This is a genomic window from Actinoplanes sp. GCM10030250 (genome assembly GCF_042666575.1).
Taxonomy (GTDB): domain Bacteria; phylum Actinomycetota; class Actinomycetes; order Mycobacteriales; family Micromonosporaceae; genus Actinoplanes.
Genome location: NZ_JBHTDO010000033.1, coordinates 1 through 17228 on the forward strand (window position 1 = coordinate 1; position 17228 = coordinate 17228).

Annotated in this window: 14 protein-coding genes and 1 pseudogene; 7 read left to right on the forward strand and 8 right to left on the reverse strand. The window is 71.5% G+C overall.

Annotation, left to right across the window (positions count from 1 at the left end; genetic code table 11):
- The first annotated feature begins 137 nt into the window (after nucleotides 1–137).
- Together ACFQV6_RS33035 and ACFQV6_RS33040 are read left to right on the forward strand one after the other, a co-directional pair.
- A complete protein-coding gene (locus tag ACFQV6_RS33035) occupies nucleotides 138–863 on the forward strand; it encodes an AzlC family ABC transporter permease (protein ID WP_378031571.1) in 726 nt (241 codons plus the stop codon).
- Nucleotides 860–1171, forward strand: a complete 312-nt coding sequence (locus ACFQV6_RS33040) for an AzlD domain-containing protein (RefSeq protein WP_378031572.1) — start codon at nucleotides 860–862, stop codon at nucleotides 1169–1171. Before ACFQV6_RS33035 ends, ACFQV6_RS33040 begins: the two co-directional genes overlap by 4 nt.
- Before the next feature lie 7 nt (nucleotides 1172–1178).
- Here the strand turns inward: ACFQV6_RS33040 and ACFQV6_RS33045 are convergent, their stop codons facing one another.
- Genes ACFQV6_RS33045 through ACFQV6_RS33055 form a run of 3 tightly spaced genes read right to left on the reverse strand, consistent with a single transcriptional unit; the run spans nucleotide 1179 to nucleotide 6651 of the window.
- Nucleotides 1179–3053: a hypothetical protein gene (locus tag ACFQV6_RS33045; protein WP_378031573.1), complete on the reverse strand. Its 1875-nt coding sequence runs from the start codon at nucleotides 3051–3053 to the stop codon at nucleotides 1179–1181.
- Entirely contained in the window at nucleotides 3038–3799 is a 762-nt protein-coding gene (locus tag ACFQV6_RS33050; RefSeq protein WP_378031574.1) for an ABC transporter ATP-binding protein, read from the reverse strand. The genes ACFQV6_RS33045 and ACFQV6_RS33050 overlap by 16 nt, the downstream gene beginning before the upstream one ends.
- 23 nt (nucleotides 3800–3822) lie before the next feature.
- Nucleotides 3823–6651, reverse strand: a complete 2829-nt coding sequence (locus tag ACFQV6_RS33055) for a BTAD domain-containing putative transcriptional regulator (RefSeq protein ID WP_378031575.1) — start codon at nucleotides 6649–6651, stop codon at nucleotides 3823–3825.
- A 134-nt stretch (nucleotides 6652–6785) separates the two neighbouring features.
- Between ACFQV6_RS33055 and ACFQV6_RS33060 the strand changes: the two genes are divergently transcribed.
- A complete protein-coding gene (locus ACFQV6_RS33060) occupies nucleotides 6786–7892 on the forward strand; it encodes an acyltransferase family protein (protein WP_378031659.1) in 1107 nt (368 codons plus the stop codon).
- On the opposite strand, the pseudogene ACFQV6_RS33065 reads toward ACFQV6_RS33060, so the two are convergent.
- The 5 genes and pseudogenes from ACFQV6_RS33065 to ACFQV6_RS33085 form a co-directional block, all read right to left on the reverse strand.
- Nucleotides 7880–9445: pseudogene (locus ACFQV6_RS33065) on the reverse strand (sensor histidine kinase); the annotation flags it as partial. The gene ACFQV6_RS33060 and the pseudogene ACFQV6_RS33065 sit on opposite strands and share 13 nt — an antisense overlap.
- Nucleotides 9442–10119: a response regulator transcription factor gene (locus ACFQV6_RS33070; protein WP_378031576.1), complete on the reverse strand. Its 678-nt coding sequence runs from the start codon at nucleotides 10117–10119 to the stop codon at nucleotides 9442–9444. The pseudogene ACFQV6_RS33065 and the gene ACFQV6_RS33070, both read right to left, overlap by 4 nt.
- A gap of 153 nt (nucleotides 10120–10272) precedes the next feature.
- Nucleotides 10273–11487 (reverse strand): nitrogen regulation protein NR(II), encoded by a 1215-nt coding sequence (locus tag ACFQV6_RS33075; RefSeq protein ID WP_378031577.1) that lies wholly within the window; start codon nucleotides 11485–11487, stop codon nucleotides 10273–10275.
- Between the two features lie 85 nt (nucleotides 11488–11572).
- Complete coding sequence (locus ACFQV6_RS33080) at nucleotides 11573–13351, reverse strand: thiamine pyrophosphate-requiring protein (protein WP_378031578.1); 1779 nt, start codon at nucleotides 13349–13351, stop codon at nucleotides 11573–11575.
- Nucleotides 13352–13353: 2 nt separating this feature from the next.
- Nucleotides 13354–13521, reverse strand: coding sequence for a hypothetical protein (locus tag ACFQV6_RS33085; RefSeq protein ID WP_378031579.1), 168 nt, complete (start codon nucleotides 13519–13521; stop codon nucleotides 13354–13356).
- 104 nt (nucleotides 13522–13625) lie between these two features.
- On the opposite strand from ACFQV6_RS33085, the gene ACFQV6_RS33090 reads away from it, so the two are divergent.
- From ACFQV6_RS33090 to ACFQV6_RS33105, 4 genes are all read left to right on the forward strand, one after another.
- Entirely contained in the window at nucleotides 13626–14582 is a 957-nt protein-coding gene (locus ACFQV6_RS33090) for an NAD(P)H-dependent flavin oxidoreductase (RefSeq protein WP_378031580.1), read from the forward strand.
- Between the two features lie 76 nt (nucleotides 14583–14658).
- Nucleotides 14659–16251 (forward strand): methyl-accepting chemotaxis protein, encoded by a 1593-nt coding sequence (locus tag ACFQV6_RS33095; protein WP_378031581.1) that lies wholly within the window; start codon nucleotides 14659–14661, stop codon nucleotides 16249–16251.
- Nucleotides 16252–16432: 181 nt separating this feature from the next.
- Nucleotides 16433–16822 (forward strand): hypothetical protein, encoded by a 390-nt coding sequence (locus ACFQV6_RS33100; RefSeq protein ID WP_378031582.1) that lies wholly within the window; start codon nucleotides 16433–16435, stop codon nucleotides 16820–16822.
- Nucleotides 16819–17214 (forward strand): roadblock/LC7 domain-containing protein, encoded by a 396-nt coding sequence (locus ACFQV6_RS33105; RefSeq protein ID WP_378031583.1) that lies wholly within the window; start codon nucleotides 16819–16821, stop codon nucleotides 17212–17214. The genes ACFQV6_RS33100 and ACFQV6_RS33105 overlap by 4 nt, the downstream gene beginning before the upstream one ends.
- Nucleotides 17215–17228: the final 14 nt, after the last annotated feature.

Sequence of the window (17228 nt, forward strand, 5' to 3'; positions counted from 1 at the left end):
GCCGAGCCAACCAGCTGGCGCTCAGCGGCGCCAAAACGACCGCCGGACCCCGCTGAGCGCCAGCTGGGCCCCAACCAGCGGGAGCAAGCCGGGCGGGAGCGGGGCGTTGGATGGGGAGGGGCGGGTAAGGGAGGGTCGTGCGGGAGGCGAATGTGGATGCGCCGGTGCGGGAGCGTTTCCTGGGCGGGATGCGGGTGGGGGCGGGGCTGGCTACGGCGGGGTTCGTGCTGGCCATCACGTTCGGGGCGACGGCCCGGGAGCAAGGGTGGAGTGCGCCGGCCGCGATCGTGGCGTCGGTGGTGATCTTCTCGGGGTCGGCGCAGTTTGCGGTGGTCACGGCGCTGGCGGGGAGCAGCGGTGTGGTGACGGCGGTGGCGGCGGCGATGCTGATCAACGCGCGGTTTCTGCCGATGGGGCTGGCGGTGGGGCCGAGTCTGTCCGGTGGGCGGGTTCGGAAGGCGTTGCAGGGGCAGGCGGTCGTCGACGGGTCGTGGGTGGCCGCGCATCTGGGTGGTGGGCGATTCGATCGGTGGCGGTTGTTCGGCGCGACGGTGGTGCAGTGGCCGGCGTGGGTGGCGGGGACCGCGGTGGGGGTGCTCGGTGCGCCGTCGGAGCATCTGGTGGAGAGCCTGGGGCTCGACGTGGTCTTTCCGGCGTTCTTTCTTGCGCTGTTGCTGGGTGAGGTTCGCTCGGCGCGGGCGGCTCTGATGGCGGCGCTGCTCGGGGCGGGGGTGGCGGCGGCGCTGGTGTGGTGGCTTCCGGCGGGCGTCGCGCTGATCGGTGCCACGGTGGGCGCCCTCGTCGGGTTGCGCAGCCGGGCACCAGAACCGGACATGGCCGGGGACGAGGAGATGCGGCGATGACACTCTGGATAGCGATCTTCACGGTGGCGCTGGGCAGTTTCCTGCTCAAGGCCGCTGGACCGGCCCTGCTCGGCGAGCGGGACCTCCCCGCCTGGAGCACCGGAGTCATCGCCCTGCTCGCTCCGACCCTGCTGGCCGCCCTGGTCGTGGTCGAGGTGCTCGGGCAAAGATGGGCCGACCTGGATTGGACCGTTCCAGCAGCACTCGCCGCGGTCGTCGGAGCAAGGATGCTCCGGGTGCCACTACTGCTTTCCGTGCTGATCGGCGTAGCGACAGCAGCTGGACTACGGGCGCTGCCGGGGCTGTGAACGCCAATCAGCGACCGGCGTACTGATCGGTGGTCGACGAAGAGGCGGGCACAGCGCGAGCCACCCGAAGCTGATGCCACCCGACACCCAGCAGTGCCACCCCCAGCAGAACCATCACACCGACAACCGGCCAATGCCACACCTCCGGAACATTCCGCGCGAGGAACCACGACCGCCGCCCCGGATCGGTGTACCGCAGGATCGCCGGAACCACCCCTTGCGCCACCATCGGCACCCAGCACAGCGTGAAACACGCGATCACCACAGCTCGCCGCCGGGACGACACCCCACCGATGCCCAGATCACCGAGGTCAACGGATCCGCGGAGGTCAACGGATCCGCCGAACTGCTGCGGCCGCGACGTCGTAGCCCGCATACCGGCCAGCAGATCCGGCCCGTACGCCTCCAGCCGCTTGGCAGCCACATCACCGAGCAGCCACGCCAACCCCACACCGGTGACCAGCCCGGCAACCGGCCCCGCCCAGGCCGGCCCGTACCGGACGGTGAGACAGGCCGGCGCAACAGCCACCCCGACCAGCACAAGCATCAGCATCACCTGCGTGAAGTCGGTCCCGTTCTCCAGCAGATTCCCGCTGCGCTTGTGCGGATCAGTCATCGGCACCGGCCGCAGCACCGAGATCAGCACGATCACCCCGGCCCCGCCCCCCAGCAGAGCCGGCACCAGCGCGGCAAGCCACGGCCACGCCCAGCTCCCCTGCCCGCTCAGCAGCGTAGGCACAACGCTGAGCACCACGACCACCGGCGCGGTGAGCAGCAGCCACGCCAACTGCCGCCCCCGGACATCCTTGCGGGCCGCCCCCGGGATCAGCACGGTCTGCCAGATCACCGTCCCGTCCTCGCCGTACAGGTTGGCGGACACAGCCGCCGCCCAGATGCCGAACGCCACCCCGATGAACGGCACGAAGATCGGCAGGCCGGCCAGGAGCGGGAGCAGGCAGAACGCCAGCGCGTACACGAGCGCGAACACCAGATAGTGGAACCGCATCAGGTCACGGGACGCGGTGCGCAGGTCACGGGCGACCACGGCCCGCACCCCGCCACGACTGACGAAGCCGCTCGAGGAGACACGACCGCCGGCGGCGCGACGGCCGAGGCGGCGGACCAGCAGCGCCGACCAGCCGAGCATGGCCAGCACGCTGAGCACGGCGAGGCCGCCCAGCGCACCACCGGCAGCCGGCCAGTCGCCACGCCCGGCGGCTTCGACAGCGACGATGCCCCAGCCGGACGGGAGACGGCGCACCCAGTCGGCGAGCATCGGGGGGAAGCCGGCCGTCAGGGCGTACGAAATGGTCGGTTTGAGGACCCACCCGGTGTGGGTGAGCGCCAGCACGCCACCGCTGATCACGGCGGCCAGCACCGCGCCGATCTTGGCGCGCATCAGCGTGCTGAGCGCGGCGGTCACCACCCGGGAGGCAAGGACCACGAAGAGCAGTTGCAACGGTACGGCCGACAGCGCGACAAGCACCGCGGCGGCACCACTCGGGCGGGCGGCGACGATCAGGGCGCTGAAGGCGACCAGGCTGACCACCGGCGCCACCCCGAGGAACGCGGTGGCGAGCAGCCCGCCGGTGAGCCGGCGCGGCGCGATCGGCAGCAGCGCGAAGTGTTCCGGGCGCAGGGTCTCGTCACCGCCGCCGAACAGGACCGGGCCGAAGAGCCAGCCGACCGTCCAGAGCGCGAAGACCGCACCGGCCAGGTCGAGCGGCAGGCTGCCGACCGGCCAGTCGTGCACGGCCAGCCAGATCGTCCCGCCGGCGAGTGCCAGGCCGAGCACGCCGCCACCGATCATGTCGGCGGCACGCCGGCCGGTCATCGAGTGCCGGAGCACGGCCAGCTTCATCCGGATCAGGACGCCAACCACGACAGCTCCCCCACACCGGTCACCGGGCCTGCGACCAGGTTGACGAATCGGTCTTCCAGGGTGCTGTTCCCGCGTACGGAAGCAAGGGGTCCGGAAGCGACCACCCGCCCGCCCGCAACGACCGCGACATGGTCGCAGAGCTGCTCCACGACCGGCATGACGTGGCTGGAGAAGACCACCGACCCGCCGCCGGCGACGAACCGCTGCAGGATCACCTTGATGGTCGCGGCCGAGACCGGGTCGACCGCTTCGAGCGGCTCGTCGAGCACGAGCAGCCGGGGCGCGTGCAGCAGCGCGGTGGCCAGGCCGATCTTCTTGCGCATGCCGGTCGAGTACTCGAGGACCAGGGTGCGTTCGGCACGGTCGAGTTCAAGGACCTCAAGAAGTTCTCGGGTACGGTGCGCGACGTCCGCCGGATCCATGCCGCGCAGCAGCCCCAGGTAGGTGAGCACCTCCCGCCCGGTCAGCCGTTCCGGCATGCCGAGCCCGTCGGGCAGCACCCCGATGAGTCCCTTGGCGCGCACCGGATCGGACCAGACGTCCACCCCGAAGATCTCGGCGCGCCCGGCGTCCGGGCGCAGCAGCCCGACCGCCATCGACAGCGACGTGGTCTTGCCCGCCCCGTTGGGGCCGACCAGACCGAAGAAGGAGCCGCCGGGCACCTCCAGGTCCACACGATCGACGGCGCGTTTGTCGCCGAACGCCTTGGACAGCCCGATGAGCCGCAGTGCCACTGTCGTCGTCACGTGGAGCATTGTGGACCGGACGGCTATCGGCGCACCTTCGCAGCGCTATCGAGCAGCGACAGCGCCTGCTCCTCGTACTTCGGCACACCGATGCCCCGGAACAGCTCCAGCGCCCGCCGCAGGTGGGCGCCGGCGGGCTCCGCGGTGGTCAGGGCCAATTCACCGAGGCTCAGCGAGACCAGTGCCTCGATCAGCCGCTCGTCGGCACCGCGGGCCAGGCTCAGCGCGGCGCGCAACACCGGGCCGGCTGCCGCCGGATCGCCCGCCCGCAGGTGGGCGACTCCCAGCCCGTGCAGGGTGTACGCCTCCCCCACCCGATCCCTGATGTCCCTCGCCACCGCCAGCGCCTCGCTGAACGCACCGGCCGCCGCGCGGGGATCGGCCAGGTGCAGGTGGGCCTCGCCGATGCGGTGCAGCACCTGGGCCTCCACCCGGCGGCTCCCGGTGTCGCGGGACATCGCCAGTGCTTCCGGCAGGATGCGCAGTGCCTCCGCCGGGTCGCCCTCCTCCATCCTCGCCCGCGCCAGGTTGTGCAGGGTGTACGCCGCCTCGCCCAGGTGCCCGCCGCGGCGGAAGATGCCGAGCGCCCGCTCGTAGCGCGCGGTCGCGGAGGGCAGGTCGCCGCGGATCCGTTCGGTGAGGGCGATGTTGCGGATGGCCAGCGCCTGGCCCTTCTCGTCGCCGATCTCGCCGAACATCCGCTCGGCCGCCTCCAGGTGGCGCCGTGCCTCGTCGAGACGCTGCTCCACGATGAACAGCGATCCGGTGGAGTAGTGCATCGCGGCCTGCCCCCGCAGGTTGCCCGCGCGCTGGACGGCGGCCGTCGCGGTCCGGTTGCTCTCCCGCCAGTCGTCGAGGCGGAAGCGCAGCTCGAACAGCGTCACGCCGGTCACCGCCAGGCTCCAGCACAGGTCGCTCAGGCCGGCCGCGGCGGCCTGAGCGATGCCGGCGACGAGCGTCTGGTCCTCGCGTTCCAACCAGCTCAGGGTGGGGTCGGGTGGCAGCCCGGGCAGCGGCCGGAGTTCGGCGTCGCTGCTGATCAGCATGTGACCGCCGCCGTAGACGCCGCGGCGGGCGGCCTCGGCGAGGAAGAGCAGGGACTCGAGGAAGCGTCGCAGCGCGGCCCGCTGCTCGGCGGCCGGCTCCTCGGCGGCGAGCCGTTCCCGGGCGAACACCCGGATCAGGTCGTGGAAGCGGTACCGCGGCCCGCCGGTCACCTCGATCAGCCGCGCCTCGACGAGATCGTCCAGGATGTCCTGCGCGTCGGTGACCGGCCGGTCGAGCAGCGCGGCGCTCACCCAGCCGGAGAACGACGGGACTTCGAGGATCGCGAGCCGGCGGAACAGCTGCCGGGCGGGCGGGCGGAGGCTGTCGTAGGTGAGCGACATACCGCCCCGGATCGCCATCCCGCTGTGGCTCAGCTCGTCGAGCCGGCGTGCCTCGTCCTCCAGCCGGCCGACCAGGTGCGCCACCGTCCAGTGCCGCCGGGCCGAGAGCCGGGCGCCGGCGATCCGCAGGGCCAGCGGCAGGTATCCGCACAGGTGGGCGAGCCGGTCGACCGCCTCGGGTTCGCGTTCGACCCGGTCCGGACCGGCGATCCGGGCGAGCAGTTCCCGCGAATGGGCGGGGTCGAGGACGCCGACGTCGAGGTGGGTCGCCCCGGGCAGCCCGGCGAGGCGGACCCGGCTGGTGACCAGCACGGCCGAGCTGGGCGTGCCGGGCAGCAGCGGGAGCACCTGGCTCTCCTGCGCGGCGTTGTCGAGCACGATCAGCATCCGGCGGCCGGAGAGCAGACTGCGGTAGGTTTCGGCGCGTTCCTCCAGGGTCTCCGGCATCGCGGTGCCGGACACGCCGAGCGTGCGCAGGAAACGCTCCAGCACCTGCGCCGGGTCGGCGCGCCGTGGTCCCCACCCGTGCAGGTCGGCGAAGAGCTGCCCGTCCGGGAAGCGTGCCGCCGCCCGGTGCGCCACGTGCACGGCGAGGGTGGTCTTGCCGATGCCGGGCGGGCCGGCCACCACCACGACCGGTACGGCCGGCCCGGCCGCCGCCAGTCGCCCGCCGATCGCGGCGGCCTGCTCGGCGCGGCCGGTGAAGTCGGCGATGTCGGTGGGCAGCAGGCACGGCACGTTTCCCGGCGCCGCGGGTGCGTCGAGGTCCGCAGCCGAGGTCAGGATCGACTGTTCCAGTTGCCGCAGCCCGGGGCCGGGTTCCAGGCCGAGCTCCTCGATCAGCGCCCGCCGGGCCTGCCGGTAGACCTCGAGCGCCTCGGCCTGGCGCCCGGAGCGGTAGAGGGCGAGCATCAGCTGCCCGCGGAGCCGTTCGCGCAGCGGGTGCCGCGCGACCAGCTCGATGAGCTCCGGGACGAGGTCGCGGTGGTGGCCGAGCTCGAGTTCCCACTCGGCGCAGTCCTCGTGCAGGCTGATCCGCCGCTCCTCCAGCCGGCCGGCGGCCGCTCGCAGCACCCGGCTGTCCAGCCCGTCGAGGGCAGGCCCGCGCCACAGTCCGAGCGCCGCACGGTGCAGCGACGGGTCGGTGCGGGCTCTGGCTGCCAGGTCCGTGAAGGCCGCGAGGTCGAGGCTGCCGGCGGGCAGCCGTAACTGGTAGCCCTGGGCCCGGGTGACGATCGCGTCCGGGAGCAGTCGCCGCAGGGCGGAGACGCAGATCTGCACCTGGGAGCGGGCGGTGCTGGGCGGATCGTCGCCGTAGAGGGCCTCGGCCAGCCGGCCGACCGGCACGACCTGGCCGGTCTCCAGCGCGAGCACCGCGAGCACGATCTGCTGCCGCTGCCCGCCGAGGTCCAGGCGTCGCCCGTCGATCAGGACTTCCAGCGGCCCCAGCACCCTCACCTGCACCCACCGAGATTACGCGGCCGGGCCATCGGGTAGGGCTCCGGATCACGATGACGATCACTGCATACGACGGAAGAGATCCGCACGACGTCTTCATCGATTCCGCACAGGCGCCTCCGACCCTGGCGGCCATGACGATGACCAGGACGACCCGGCTGCACGCCCTGGACGGCTTGCGCCTGGCCTGCGCGCTCGCGGTCGCCGGCTACCACTTCTCGGCGTCGTGGCGGCTGGACGGCGTGAACCCGCCGGAGCACTTCATGCCGGTCGGCAGCCACGTCCTGATCTACGGCTTCCTCGGCGTCGAGCTGTTCTTCCTGATCAGCGGCTTCGTGATCGGGATGAGTGCCTGGGGCCGGACACCGCGCCAGTTCACCGCCGCCCGGGTCGCCCGGCTGTACCCGGCGTTCTGGGTGTGCGTGCTGATCACCGCGGCGGTGGTGACGCTGGTGCCGGTCAGCACCGGCGTGCCGGTGACCGGCGCACCGGGTCTCACCCAGATCGCCGCCAACCTGACCATGCTGGCCGAGCCGGCCGGGATGCCGCTCGTCGACACCGTGTACTGGACACTGTGGGTGGAGCTGCGGTTCTACCTGCTGTTCGCGCTGCTGGTGATGTGGGGGCCGACCTACCGCCGGGTGGCGGGTTTCGCCACCGGGTGGCTGTTCGCCGCGGCCGCCGAACCGCTGCTGCCGCTCTGGACCCACCCGATCCTGATGCCGAAGTACGCGCCGTACTTCGTGATCGGCGTGGCGCTGTGCCTGATGCGCCGGCACGGACCGACACCGTGGCTGTGGGCGCTGGTGGTCGGCGGCTGGATGCTGGCCCTGCCGCGCGTGTCGGCACGGGTGGCCGACCTGCACCCCGGTTTCGCCGTACCCGCCACTCCCGCCCTGGTGATCGTGACGCTGGCCGTCGTGGCGCTGACCGCGATCGCCCTGGGCCGAACCGACCACTGGAACGTCGGCTGGCTGGCCACCGCGGGTGCGCTGACCTATCCGTTCTACCTGCTGCACCAGCGGATCGGGTACGCGCTGATCCGCACCGCGTACGACTACACCGGCCTGCCGGCCTGGGTGCTGCTGCCGGCCGCCATCGCGGTGCTGCTCGGTGCCGCCTGGCTGGTGCACCGGCTGGTGGAACGGCCGCTGGCGCCGCTGCTCAAGTCGCTGGTCCTGGGCAGGGTCACCTCGAAGGTGGTGCCCTCGCCGGGAGTGCTGCGCACCGAGACCTCACCGTCGTGATCACGGACGATCTGCCGGACGATGGCGAGGCCGAGCCCGCTGCCACCGCTGTCGCGCCCGCGCGCCGGGTCGGCACGCCACAACCTGTCGAAGACCAGCGGAAGGTGCTCGGCGGCGATGCCCTCTCCGGTGTCGCTGACGCGTAACACCGCACGATCGGCGGCGGTTCCCGCGTACAGAATGATCTGTCCTCCGGAAGGAGTCGCCCGCAGGGCGTTGCCCACCAGATTGCCCACCGCCTGCCGGATCCGGTCGGCGTCGGCCTCGGCGAGCACCGGCCCGGCGGATTCCACCACGAGCCGGACCCCGGCGGCCTCTGCCGCCGCACCGTGCGCGGTGCGCGCCGTCTCCATCAGCTCGGCCAGGTCGATCGGATGCCGGTGGTAGACCAGCGCACCGGCCTCGGCGAGCGCCAGTTCCTGCAGGTCGTCGACGATGCGCTGGTAGAGGATCACCTCGTCGTGCAGGCTGGCGAACAGCTCCGCCGACGGCTCGAGCACACCGTCCTGCATGGCCTCCAGATAGCCGCGCAGGTTCGCCAGCGGGGTACGCAACTCGTGCGCCACGTCCGCGATGAGCCGCCGCTGGTTCTCCTCCGCGGCGCGTACCGAATCGGTCATCTGGTTGAAGGCCCGCGCCAGCTCGGCCAGCTCGTCCCGGCCGCCGTCGGGCACCCGGCTGGCCCGGTCGCCGCTGCCCAGCCGCCGGGCCGCCGCGGTGAGCGTGCCGATCGGGCTGATCACCCGCCGGCTGATCAGCAGGGCACCGGCGGTCACCAGCGACGCGACAACGGCCGCCGTCGCCAGCAGCGGCCCGATCCGCAGCACCGCCATCGGGTCGTCGGCGGCGCCGATGGTCAGCAGCAGCGGCGCCGGCGCGACCTCGGAGACGGCGATCTGCTGCCGGAACACCCACTGCAGGCAGCTGGTCAGCGAGTCGGGCGCGGCGGAACGGCACCGATCGACCTGCTCGGTGTCGCTGCGGCGCAGGTAGTCGGCGGTCGGCAGCGGTTCGCACCGCCCCTCCGTCTCCGCGTCCACGAGACCGGTCATGGCGTGCCGGGGCAGGCCGTCCGGGCCGGCCAGGGCCGTCTGCTCGTAGCCGAGCCGGAAGAGGCAGGCGGCCTTGACCGTGCCGATCCGGTAGCTCTCGATCGCCTTGAGCGTGGTCCGGCCCGGGTCGGCGTCGGTCATCGCGAACTCCAGGGTCGGCAGCGGGTCGACGAGCATGGCGACCGAACCGGGCGGCCGGCTGGCCCGCCGGTCGAAGTGGTCGGTGTCGACGACCACGTCACCGTTCGGGTCGACGATCCTGATCCGCTGGCCGGTCAGATCCCGCAGCCGGCGGATGGTCTCGTCGACACCCTCCCAGGTGCCGTTGCGCCAGGCGTGGTCGTACAGCCGCTCCTGGATCAGGCCGGTGGTCTCGCGGGACGCCGACGCGGCCTCCCGGACCTGGTTGCCGGCCTGCCGCAGGGTGATGAAGGCGGTGGCCGCGGTGGCACCCAGCGCCACGAACGCCACCAGCAGGAAGACCCGTATCCGGAAGCTCATGAGGCCAGCCGGTAGCCGCGGCCGTACACGGTCTGCACGAACCGGGAGGCGTCGTCGTCGAGCTTGCGGCGCAGGTTCATCACGTGCGCGTCGACGGTGCGCTCCAGCACGTACCTGTCGAAACCGAACGCCTTCTCGAGGATCTGGCCGCGGGTGAACGCCCGCCCGGGTGCGGCGGCGAGCACCTCCAGGATGCCGAACTCCTTGGCGGTCAGCACGATCGGGCGGCCGTCCACCCGTACCTCGAAACGCCCGGTGTCCACCTCCAGGTCACCGATCCGCAGCACCGGCTGGTCCTGTGCGCGCAGCGCGCCGGAGCGCCGCAGCAGCGCGCGCACCCGGGCCGCCAGCTCGCGCGGGCTGTACGGCTTGGTCAGATAGTCGTCGGCGCCCGCGTCGAGCCCGCGCAGGATGTCGTCCTCGGCGGTCCGCGCGGTCAGCATCAGAATCGGGATGTCCGATTCCGCCCGCAGCACGCGACACACCGTGACGCCGTCCAGCTTCGGCATCATCACGTCGAGCACCACCAGATCCGGCCGCCGGTCCCGGCACAGCTCCAGCACGGCCCCACCGTCACCGACACACGTCACCCGATGACCCTCCCGGCGCAGGTAGGCGCCGGCCAGATCAGCCTGCTTGGGGTTGTCCTCGGCGACCAATATCTCCGTGTGCATGCGCCGATAAAAACAGCCACCCGCAAATGGGTCACCCTATGTGACCAGGCCATTCTTTTTTGATCGTACGGTCGACGCGTCCCCGCCACAGCGGCCCGCGACGCCGCAGCCCACTCACGCCCCGTCCGGCGACCGCCGGGCGGGGCTGCGTGGTCACCCTGAACCCGCACCCACCTCTGCCACCCCGACGCCCCCGCCCGGCGTCTCGGCCGCGGGGAGCACTATCCGGAAGGTGGTGCCGATGCCGAGGGTGGAGTCGACCGTGATGGTGCCACCCGCGTCGCCGACGATGCCGTAGACGGTGGCCAGGCCGAGACCCGTGCCGCGGTCCGCCGATTTCGTGGTGAAGAAGGGCTCGAAGAGGCGGTCGCGGACCTCGGCCGTCATGCCGGTCCCGGTGTCGCTCACCGTCAGCCGCGCCTCGCCGTCCGGCGCGCGGTCCGTCTCGACCAGCACGACACCGCCGTCCGGCATCGCGTCGCGGGCGTTGACGGCCAGGTTGAGCAGGATCTGGTCGAGGCGGCCGCGGTTGGCGCGCACCGGCAGCGGCTCCGGATGGGTGTGGCAGACGAGCCGGACGCTGCCGCCGAGTCCGCGGGAGAGCAGTTCGGCGGCGCAGGTGACGAGTTCGTTGAGGTCGACGGTCTCCACCTGAATGGGTTCCCGCTTGGCGAACAGCAGCAGCTGGCTGGTGAGGTCCCGGGCCCGTCCGGCGGCGTCGCGGATCCGGGCCAGGTCGGCGCTGCCGGCGGGTGTGGTCTCGCCGGAGAGGAAGTCGGCGTAGTTCAGGATGACGGCGATCAGGTTGTTGAAGTCATGCGCGACCCCACCGGCGAGCTGGCCGAGGCTCTCCAGCCGGGCGGCGCGCGCCGAGCGCTCCTCCCGCTGCTTCTTCTCGGTGATGTCGCGTTCGGTGGCGGCCGCGGCGACGACGGTGCCGGACTCGTCACGAATCGGCGAGACGGTGACCGAGACCAGGAGTTCCGTACCGTCGCTGCGGATCCGGCTCGTCTCGTCGATGTGGACCTGACGGCCGGCGGCGAGGTCGGCCAGGGCCTGGTTCATGGTGTCGAAACGGTCCGGCGGCAGCACCTTGCTGAACCTGCGGCCGACCATCTCGTCCGCCCGGTAACCGTAGATCCGCTCGGCTCCCCGGTTCCATGAGTTGATGACACCGTCGAGGTTGCTCACGATGATCGCGTCGGCGGACTGCTCGGCGAACGCGGCGAGCATCTCCCGCTCACGCGCGGCGCCGGCCGCCAGCCGCGGTCGATGCCGGCGGCCGAGCGCCCAGGCGAGAGCACCGGTCGCGACAGCGGTCGCCGCGGCCACCGAAACCAGGCTCGGCGCCGGTTCCCGCACGCTCATCGGACTGACCTTCCCGCGGGACGGACCCTACTTCCCGAAGGGTAGACCCGGCCCGGCGGCGATCCCGGCGATCACGAAAAGCCGGTCAGTCCTGGAAGCCCTCGCCGGCGCGCTCCCGGCGCAGGTTCGCCTCGGCGCGGCGGGCGAGCGCGTCACCCTCGGCGGCCAGCCCGGCGTACATCGGGGCGATCTTCTCGTACGGCTGGAGGGGCGGCAGCAGCGGCGCGGCGGGGTCGACGACCGCCTCGATGAGCGTCGGCCGGTCCGCGCTCAGGGCGGTCTGCCAGGCACCGTCCATCTCGGCGGGGGAATCGACACGCAGGCCGCGCAGGCCGAGCAGTTCCGCGTACGCCGCATAGGGCACCGCGGGCAGCTGCTGCGAGCCGGCGAAGCGGGGCTGTCCCTCGGTCTCGCGCTGCTCCCAGCTCACCTCGGCGAGGTCACCGTTGTTCAGCACGCAGATCACGAACGTGGGGTCGCTCCAGTCCCGCCACCGCGCGGCGACGGTCACCAGCTCGGCGAGGCCGGTCATCTGCATCGCGCCGTCGCCGGTCAGCACCAGCACCGGCCGATCGGGGGCCGCCAGTTTCGCGGCCAGCCCGTACGGCAGTCCGCAGCCCATCGACGCGAGGGTGCTGGACAGGTGTGCCGGTACTCCGCGGGGCAGGCGCAGGTGGCGGGCGTACCAGTAGACGACCGAGCCGACGTCGACAGCGACCTGAGCTTGCTCCGGCACCCGGCTGGTCAGCGACCGGACCACGTGCTGCGGGTTCATCGGCTCGGCGGGGGCGGCGGCCCGGTCCGCGGCGATGCGGTGCCACCGGCGTACCGAGTCCTCGACCCGGTCGCGCCAGGCCCGGTCACCGGACGGTTTGATCAGGGCCAGCAGCGCCCGTACGGTCTCGCCTGCGTCGCCGACGAGCGGCACCTCGATCGGGTACCGGACGCCGATCTGCCGGCCGTCGATGTCGATCTGCACGGCGCGGGCCTGGCCGGGCGCCGGGTAGAACTCGGTCCACGGGTCGTTGGTGCCGAGCAGCAGCAGCGTGTCGCACTCGCGCATCAGCTCGGCGCTCGCCGTGGTGCCCAGGTGCCCCATCACGCCGGTGTGGAAGGGCAGGTTCTCGTCGAGGACCGGCTTGCCGAGCAGGGACGCGGTGATCCCCGCGCCGAGCCGGTCGGCGAGTTCGAGGACGTCGGCGCCGTACGCCCCCTGCCCCACCATGATCGCGACCCGCTCACCGGCCTGGAGCACCTCGGCGGCCGCGCGCAGGTCCTCGTCGTGCGGTACGACGCGGGGCGGGCGCAGCCCGGGACTGGTCACCATCACCCCGTGCTCCTGCGCGCTCTCGTCCGGCGCCGGTGCGTTCTGCACGTCGTGCGGCACGATCACGCAGGTCGGGCTGCGGGTCGACAGTGCCGTGCGGAAGGCGCGGTCGAGCAGCATGGGCATCTGCTCGGGGGTACGCGCCTCCTGCACGAACTGGGCGCACACGTCGCCGAAGAGCCGGACCAGGTCGATCTCCTGCTGGTACGCGCTGCCGAGCACCGTGGACACCTGCTGCCCAACGATCGCGACCACCGGCTTGGAGTCGAGTTTCGCGTCGTAGAGGCCGTTGAGCAGGTGCACCGCGCCGGGGCCCTGCGTCGAGACGCAGACGCCGGGCCGGCCGGTGTACTTGGCGTGGCCGACGGCCATGAACGCCGCCGCCTCCTCGTGACGGGCCTGGACGAACGCCGGTTTCCCGGCCCGCCGCAGCGCGCCCATCACCCCGTCGATGCCGTCGCCGGAGTAGCCGAAGACGCGGTCGACGCCCCACGCCGACAGGCGCTCCACGATCAGGTCGGAGACGGTGCGGCCCATCGTCAGTGCCCGGGTGCGGTGCCGGGTTCGGGCGATCCGCCGGGCGGCGTGTCGTCCTCGTGCGGGTGGTGCTCGGGTGCGGGCGCCGGGCCCGGCTTGCTGTGCGGATCGTCGACGAGGTCGATCGGGCGTTCGATGTCCGGCGTACCTGTCGGTTCGGTGACGCTCATGTTCATCCTCCATCCCTCTCGCCCTGTGCGGTGCCCGCTGAGCCTGCCGCCAAACGCTATGCAACTAGTTGCATAGAGGCGGCGACGGGCCTTAACATCCGTTCATGTCACTACCCGCCGTGCTCACGGGCGCGCTCTCGATCCCGGTGATCGCCTCGCCGATGTTCCTCTGCTCGGGACCCGATCTCGTCATCGCGCAGTGCCAGGCGGGCGTCGTCGGTTCCTTCCCCGCCCTCAACGCGCGCCCCGCGAGCCTTCTCGGCGAGTGGCTGCATCAGATCAAGAGCGAGACCATCGCGTACGCCTCCGCGAACCCCGATGCGAAAGTCGCGCCGTTCGCGGTCAACCAGATCGTCCACCGCTCCAACCGGCGCCTCGAGCAGGACATGGCGGTCATTGTCGAGCACCGGGTGCCGATCGTGATCACCTCGCTCGGCGCCCGACCCGAGATCAACGACGCCGTCCACTCGTACGGCGGACTGGTCCTGCACGACGTGATCAGCAACGAGTTCGCCCACAAAGCCATCAGCAAGGGCGCCGACGGCATCATCGCGGTCGCCGCCGGAGCCGGTGGCCACGCCGGCACCCAGTCACCGTTCGCCCTGCTCCAGGAGATCCGCGCCTGGTTCGACGGGCCGCTGGTGCTCTCCGGAGCGATCGCGCACGGCCGCTCGATCCTCGCCGCCCAGGCCGCCGGCGCCGACCTGGCCTATGTCGGCAGTGCCTTCCTGTCCGCCTCCGAGGCCACCGCCGATCCCGCCTACCAGCGGATGATCGTGGAGAGCAGCGCGAAGGACATCGTCTACAGCAACCTGTTCACCGGCGTGCACGGCAACTACCTTCGGGGCAGCATCGAGGCGGCCGGGCTGGACCCGGACGACCTGCCGGTCTCCGATCCGTCGGCGATGGACTTCGGCACCTCGGCGGCCAAGGCGTGGCGCGACATCTGGGGCGCCGGCCAGGGCATCGGCGTGGTCGACGGCATCCGCCCGGCCCGGGAACTGGTGGCCCGCCTCAAGGACGAGTACGAGACCGCCCGTCAGCACCTGACCGCCTTTTGACGGACAATTGGCACCTTCGTGCCAAGCGGTAGGTTTGGCGGCGTGACGGCCTGATACGGCCCCTACCGTGAGGGGCGTGAAAGGTGTTCGTCTTGCCGACCTGAGCGTGAAAGCCAAGATCCTCGGTGCGGTCGCCGTGGCAGGCGTGGTGGCGCTGGTCGTGGGAATCCTGGGGCTACAGGCACTGAGCGTCGCCAGCGACTCGGCAGAGCTGATCTACAAAAGCAATGTCACCAGCATCAAGGCGGTGGGGCAGATCAAAGCCGCCGTGGCGCAGAGCAGGGTGGACGTCGCCAATCAGGCGCTCTCACCCACCGAGGCCGACGTCACCAAGTTCACCAACGCGTTCACCGCCGACGTCGAGGCATTCGAGACCGCGATGGCCGCGTACCGGGCGAGCAACCCGGCGGGGAACCCGGCCACCATCGACCACCTCGATGCGCAGTGGGAGGCGTACGAGAAGGTCGCAACCGAGAAGTTGCTGCCCCTCGGCGCCGCGAACAAACTCACGGAGTGGGCCGAGGTTCGCAACGAGGAGGCTATTCCGGTCGCCTCGGCGGCCTATGCGGACGTCACGGAACTGGAGGCGGCCGAGACCGCGGACGCCGGCAAGAACGCGGCCGCCGCACGATCCAGCTACGAGTCCAGCCGTACGCTCTCGATCGCCATCCTGGTCGCCGGACTGGCGCTGGCCCTCGCCATCGGGGTCTACGTCGCCGTCCGCATCGTCCGCTCGCTCATGGCGGTCAAGAACGTGTGCGACGCGCTCGCGAAGGGCGACCTCACTCAGGCCACCGGGCTCACCTCCCGCGACGAGACCGGCATGATGGGCCAATCCCTGGATTCCGCGATGGCCTCGCTGCGCGAGACCGTCGCCACCATCGACCGTTCCGCGGCATCCCTGGCCGGGGCCTCCGAGGAGATGACGAGCACCGCCGTCCAGATCGCCTCCTCCGCACAGGAGGCCTCACAGCAGTCGCTCGCCGTCTCCAGCGCCGCCGAGGAAATCTCCCGCAGCGTCGACACCGTCTCGTCCGGCAGCGAGGAGATGGGCGCCTCGATCAGGGAGATCTCTCAGAACGCCAGCGAGGCGGCGCAGGTCGCCGCCGAGGCCGTCGGACTCGCCGCGATCACCACCAGCACCATGAGCAAGCTCGGCGAGTCGTCGGCGGAGATCGGCAACGTGATCAAGGTGATCACCTCGATCGCCGAGCAGACCAACCTGCTCGCCCTCAACGCCACCATCGAGGCCGCCCGGGCCGGCGAGATGGGCAAGGGCTTCGCGGTCGTCGCCTCCGAGGTCAAGGACCTCGCCCAGGAGACTGCCCGGGCCACCGAGGACATCTCCCGCCGGGTCGAGGCGATCCAGTCCGACACCGAGGGCGCCGTCGTCGCGATCGAGAAGATCTCGGAAGTGATCGCCCGGATCAGCGACTTCCAGACCACGATCGCCTCCGCGGTCGAGGAGCAGACCGCCACCACGGCGGAGATGAACCGCAGCGTCTCCGAGGCGGCCACCGGCACCAACGAGATCTCCCGCAGCATCACCGGTGTCGCCCAGGCCACGCAGAACACCAGCCAGGGCGTGGCGGAGACCCAGCAGGCCATCGCCGAACTCGCTCGAATGTCCACCGACCTCAGCGGCCTGGTTTCGAGCTTCCGCGTATAGCGATCCGGGCTCGCGCTTCCGGGTATAGATGTCCATCCAACGTTGCGCCGTGTTCCGCGACGTTCGGGCGACCCCTCCCGGGTCGTCCGCCCGGGGATCGCTGCTCTTCGGTCCCACCTGGCTTTGAATCAGTGCCGGAGCAAATTCTCCGTGTCAAGGTGGCCGTCGGAACCGGCTGATCATGGACGGAGCACAGGCAGTGAATATCGAGACGGCGCTCAAGGAAGCGATGTCGATCGAGGGCGCGATCGGTGTGGCGCTCGTCGACTACACCAGCGGTCTCACGCTCGGTGTGGCGGGCGGCGGTGCCACCATGGACATGAACGTCGCGGCGGCCGGCAACACCGACGTGATCCGGGCCAAGGTGCGCACCCTGGAACTGCTCGGCCTCCAGGACGGCATCGAGGACATTCTGATCACCCTCGACTCGCAGTACCACGTGATCCGCCTGCTGCAGCACAAGCGCCACGGCGACGCCTTCTTCCTCTACCTCTCCCTCGACAAGGGCCGGGCCAACCTGGGCCTGGCCCGTCACCAGCTCCGCAAGATCGAGGCGGAACTCGAAGTATGACGGCCCCCGGCGGGACATCGGCACACGCCGAGCTGGCCGCCTTGCGCCACATGGTGCCGGGCGTGCTGGGATGCGTGGTGGCCGGCGTCGACGGACTCCTGATCATGCACGACACGGTCTCGGCCACCGAACCGCACGACGTGGCAGCGCTGGCCGCCGGCGCGCACGGCATCAGCCGCACCACCGGTGCCGTGCTGAACCAGGGCGGCTTCACCGAGGTCACCATCCACAACCAGAACGGCTACCTCTCGGTCTACGCGATCGGGGACCTGGCCCTGCTGGTGGTGATCGGCGACGGCGGCCTCAACATCGCCCGCCTGCACCTGGAGGCCCGCCCGGTCACGGCCCGCCTCGCCTCGCTGCTCCAGCTCCGGACCGCCCACCACCAGTGAGCCGCCCGCGGCCC

Coding starts and splice junctions, on each gene's coding strand:
- ACFQV6_RS33105 (WP_378031583.1), top strand. CDS start 16,819: ATGACGGCCCCCGGCGGGACATCGGCACACGCCGAGCTGGCCGCCTTG.
- ACFQV6_RS33080 (WP_378031578.1), bottom strand. CDS start 13,351: ATGGGCCGCACCGTCTCCGACCTGATCGTGGAGCGCCTGTCGGCGTGG.
- ACFQV6_RS33075 (WP_378031577.1), bottom strand. CDS start 11,487: ATGAGCGTGCGGGAACCGGCGCCGAGCCTGGTTTCGGTGGCCGCGGCG.
- ACFQV6_RS33100 (WP_378031582.1), top strand. CDS start 16,433: ATGGACGGAGCACAGGCAGTGAATATCGAGACGGCGCTCAAGGAAGCG.
- ACFQV6_RS33060 (WP_378031659.1), top strand. CDS start 6,786: ATGACCAGGACGACCCGGCTGCACGCCCTGGACGGCTTGCGCCTGGCC.
- ACFQV6_RS33090 (WP_378031580.1), top strand. CDS start 13,626: ATGTCACTACCCGCCGTGCTCACGGGCGCGCTCTCGATCCCGGTGATC.
- ACFQV6_RS33085 (WP_378031579.1), bottom strand. CDS start 13,521: ATGAGCGTCACCGAACCGACAGGTACGCCGGACATCGAACGCCCGATC.
- ACFQV6_RS33040 (WP_378031572.1), top strand. CDS start 860: ATGACACTCTGGATAGCGATCTTCACGGTGGCGCTGGGCAGTTTCCTG.
- ACFQV6_RS33070 (WP_378031576.1), bottom strand. CDS start 10,119: ATGCACACGGAGATATTGGTCGCCGAGGACAACCCCAAGCAGGCTGAT.